General features: G+C 65.9%; 2 protein-coding genes. Both read right to left on the bottom strand.

All coding sequences use genetic code 11. The annotated features are described in order from the left end of the window. Positions 1–69: 69 nt before the first annotated feature. Positions 70–1,266: an elongation factor Tu gene (tuf, locus tag ACFUC1_RS20350; protein WP_379123085.1), complete on the bottom strand. Its 1,197-nt coding sequence runs from the start codon at positions 1,264–1,266 to the stop codon at positions 70–72. A gap of 131 nt (positions 1,267–1,397) precedes the next feature. Further along, a complete protein-coding gene (fusA, locus tag ACFUC1_RS20345) occupies positions 1,398–3,515 on the bottom strand; it encodes an elongation factor G (RefSeq protein WP_379123083.1) in 2,118 nt (705 codons plus the stop codon). Positions 3,516–3,591 lie beyond the last annotated feature (76 nt).

Here is a 3,591-nt window from a genome sequence, read left to right as displayed (position 1 = left end):
AAACCGGCACACGCAATGGGGCCCCGCAGCCGAAGCTGCGGGGCCCCTTCGACGAGCCGAGGCGTCAGATCACTTGTTGATCTTGGTGACGCGGCCGGCGCCGACGGTGCGGCCGCCCTCGCGGATGGCGAAGCGCAGGCCCTCCTCCATGGCGATCGGCTGGATGAGCTCGACGCTCATCTCGGTGTTGTCACCGGGCATGACCATCTCGGTGCCCTCGGGGAGGTGGACAACGCCGGTCACGTCAGTCGTACGGAAGTAGAACTGCGGACGGTAGTTGTCGTAGAACGGCGTGTGACGGCCGCCCTCGTCCTTGGACAGGATGTAGACGTTGGCCTCGAACTCGGTGTGCGGGGTGATCGAGCCCGGCTTGACGATGACCTGACCACGCTCGACCTCCTCACGCTTGGTACCGCGCAGGAGCAGACCGACGTTCTCGCCCGCACGACCCTCGTCGAGGAGCTTGCGGAACATCTCGATGCCGGTGACCGTGGTCTTGGCCGGGGCGCCCGGGTGGATGCCCACGATCTCGACCTCCTCGTTGACCTTGAGGATGCCGCGCTCGATGCGGCCGGTGACGACGGTGCCACGACCGGTGATCGTGAAGACGTCCTCGACGGGCATGAGGAACGGCTTGTCGACCTCGCGCTCCGGCTCCGGGATGGCGGAGTCGACGGCGTCCATGAGGTTGAGGACCGACTGGCCCCACTCGGCGTCGCCCTCGAGGGCCTTGAGCGCCGAGACCTTGACGACCGGCAGGTCGTCACCGGGGAACTCGTAGTCGGACAGCAGCTCGCGGACCTCCATCTCGACGAGCTCGAGGATCTCCTCGTCGTCGACCATGTCGGCCTTGTTCAGCGCCACGACGATGTAGGGGACGCCGACCTGGCGGGCCAGGAGGACGTGCTCCTTCGTCTGCGGCATCGGGCCGTCGGTGGCCGCGACCACGAGGATCGCGCCGTCCATCTGGGCCGCACCCGTGATCATGTTCTTCACGTAGTCGGCGTGGCCCGGGCAGTCGACGTGCGCGTAGTGACGCGACTCGGTCTGGTACTCGATGTGCGCGATGGAGATGGTGATACCGCGCTGCTTCTCCTCGGGCGCCTTGTCGATGTCCTCGAACGCGAACTGCGGGTTCAGGTCCGGGTACTTGTCGTGCAGGACCTTGGAAATCGCAGCCGTCAGCGTCGTCTTACCGTGGTCGATGTGACCGATGGTGCCGATGTTGACGTGCGGCTTAGTCCGCTCGAACTTTGCCTTCGCCACTTGATGTCCTCCTCAGGACTCTCTGGGTGATACGCCGTACGACCTGGTAGGACGTGGCGCGGATCTGGTGGGTGGTACTGGGGGTGGTGCTGGTCCGACGACCGTGGTGCGCGACCGGTAAATGCTACCGGTCACTCACCGCGGGTCTTCTTGATGATCTCCTCGGCCACAGCCTTGGGGACCTCGGCGTAGGAGTCAAACTCCATCGAGAAGCTCGCCCGGCCCTGCGTCTTGGACCGCAGGTCGCCGACGTAGCCGAACATCTCCGACAGCGGGACGAGGCCGCGGACGACCTTGGCACCGCTGATGTCCTCCATGCCCTGGATCTGGCCACGGCGGGAGTTGATGTCACCGATGACGTCGCCCATGTAGTCCTCGGGCGTACGCACCTCGACGGCCATCATCGGCTCGAGGAGCACGGGGTCGGCCTTGCGGACGGCCTCCTTGAGCGCCATGGAGCCGGCGATCTTGAACGCCATCTCGGAGGAGTCGACGTCGTGGTACGCGCCGTCGAGCAGGGTCGCCCGGATGCCGACGAGCGGGTAGCCCGCGAGCACGCCGTACTGCATGGCGTCCTGGATACCGGCGTCGACCGACGGGATGTACTCGCGCGGCACGCGACCACCGGTGACCTTGTTCTCGAACTCGTAGAGCTCGCCGGACTCGGTGGTGTCCAGGGGCTCGAGGCTGATCTGGACCTTCGCGAACTGGCCCGAGCCACCCGTCTGCTTCTTGTGGGTGTAGTCGAGCTTCTCGACGGGACGACGGATCGTCTCGCGGTAGGCCACCTGCGGCTTGCCGACGTTGGCCTCGACCTTGAACTCGCGCTTCATGCGGTCCACGAGGATGTCCAGGTGGAGCTCGCCCATGCCGGCGATGATCGTCTGGCCGGTCTCCTCGTCGAGGTGGACCTGGAAGGTCGGGTCCTCGGCGGAAAGCTTCTGGATGGCCGTCGACAGCTTCTCCTGGTCGCCCTTGGTCTTGGGCTCGATGGCGACCTGGATGACCGGCTCCGGGAACGTCATGGACTCGAGGACGATCTGGTCGTTCGGGTCGCAGAGCGTGTCACCGGTGGTGGTGTCCTTGAGGCCGATGGCGGCGTAGATGTGGCCCGCCAGCGCCTCCTCGACCGGGTTCTCCTTGTTGGCGTGCATCTGGAAGAGCTTGCCGATGCGCTCCTTCTTGCCCTTGGTCGAGTTCACGACCTGCGAGCCCGCGGCGACGCGGCCGGAGTAGACCCGGATGAAGGTCAGGGTGCCGAAGAACGGGTGGGCGGCGACCTTGAAGGCCAGCGCGGAGAACGGGGCCTCCTTGCTCGGCTCACGGGTCATCTCGACGGACTCGTCGCCCGGCTTGTGGCCCTTCATGGCCGGCACGTCGAGCGGCGACGGCAGGTAGTCGACGACCGCGTCGAGCATCGGCTGGACACCGCGATTCTTGAAGGCGGAGCCGCAGAAGATCGGGTACAGCTCGGAGGTGACCGTGAGCTTGCGGATGCCCGCCTTGAGCTCGTCGATCGACAGCTCCTCGCCACCGAGGTACTTCTCCATGAGCTCGTCGTCGGACTCGGCGACGCGCTCCACGATGTGGTTGCGGTAGTCCTCGGCCTTGGCCTGCAGGTCCGCCGGGATCTCCTGGATCTCGTACTTGGCGCCCATGGTGACGTCACCCTTGGCGTCGCCCGGCCAGACCAGGGCGCGCATGTAGAGCAGGTCGACGACACCGATGAAGTCGTTCTCGGAGCCGATCGGCAGCTGCATCACCAGCGGCTCGGCACCGAGGCGGTCCTTGATCGTCTGCACGGTGAAGTAGAAGTCGGCACCGAGCTTGTCCATCTTGTTGACGAACGCGATGCGCGGGACGTCGTACTTGTCGGCCTGGCGCCAGACGGTCTCGGACTGGGGCTCGACGCCCTCCTTGCCGTCGAAGACGGCGACGGCGCCGTCGAGCACGCGCAGCGAGCGCTCCACCTCGACCGTGAAGTCCACGTGGCCGGGGGTGTCGATGATGTTGATCTGGGTGCCCTCCCAGAAGGAGGTGACCGCGGCGGACGTGATCGTGATGCCGCGCTCCTTCTCCTGCTCCATCCAGTCGGTGGTCGACGCACCGTCGTGCGTCTCACCGATCTTGTGGTTGACACCGGTGTAGAAGAGGATGCGCTCCGTCGTCGTCGTCTTGCCGGCGTCGATGTGCGCCATGATGCCGATGTTGCGGACCTTCTTGAGGTCCGTCAGGACGTCGAGTGCCACTCGTATCTCATCTCGCTCGTTGCGGAAGTTCTGTGTTGCGTGCGGCAGGCGGTGGCCCGGCCGCGGGGTCCCGGTG

Source organism: Pedococcus sp. NPDC057267 (genome assembly GCF_042668795.1).
GTDB lineage: Bacteria > Actinomycetota > Actinomycetes > Actinomycetales > Dermatophilaceae > Pedococcus.
The sequence above is the reverse complement of the archived record's forward strand: the minus strand, read 5'-3'. Positions and strand labels throughout refer to the sequence as shown.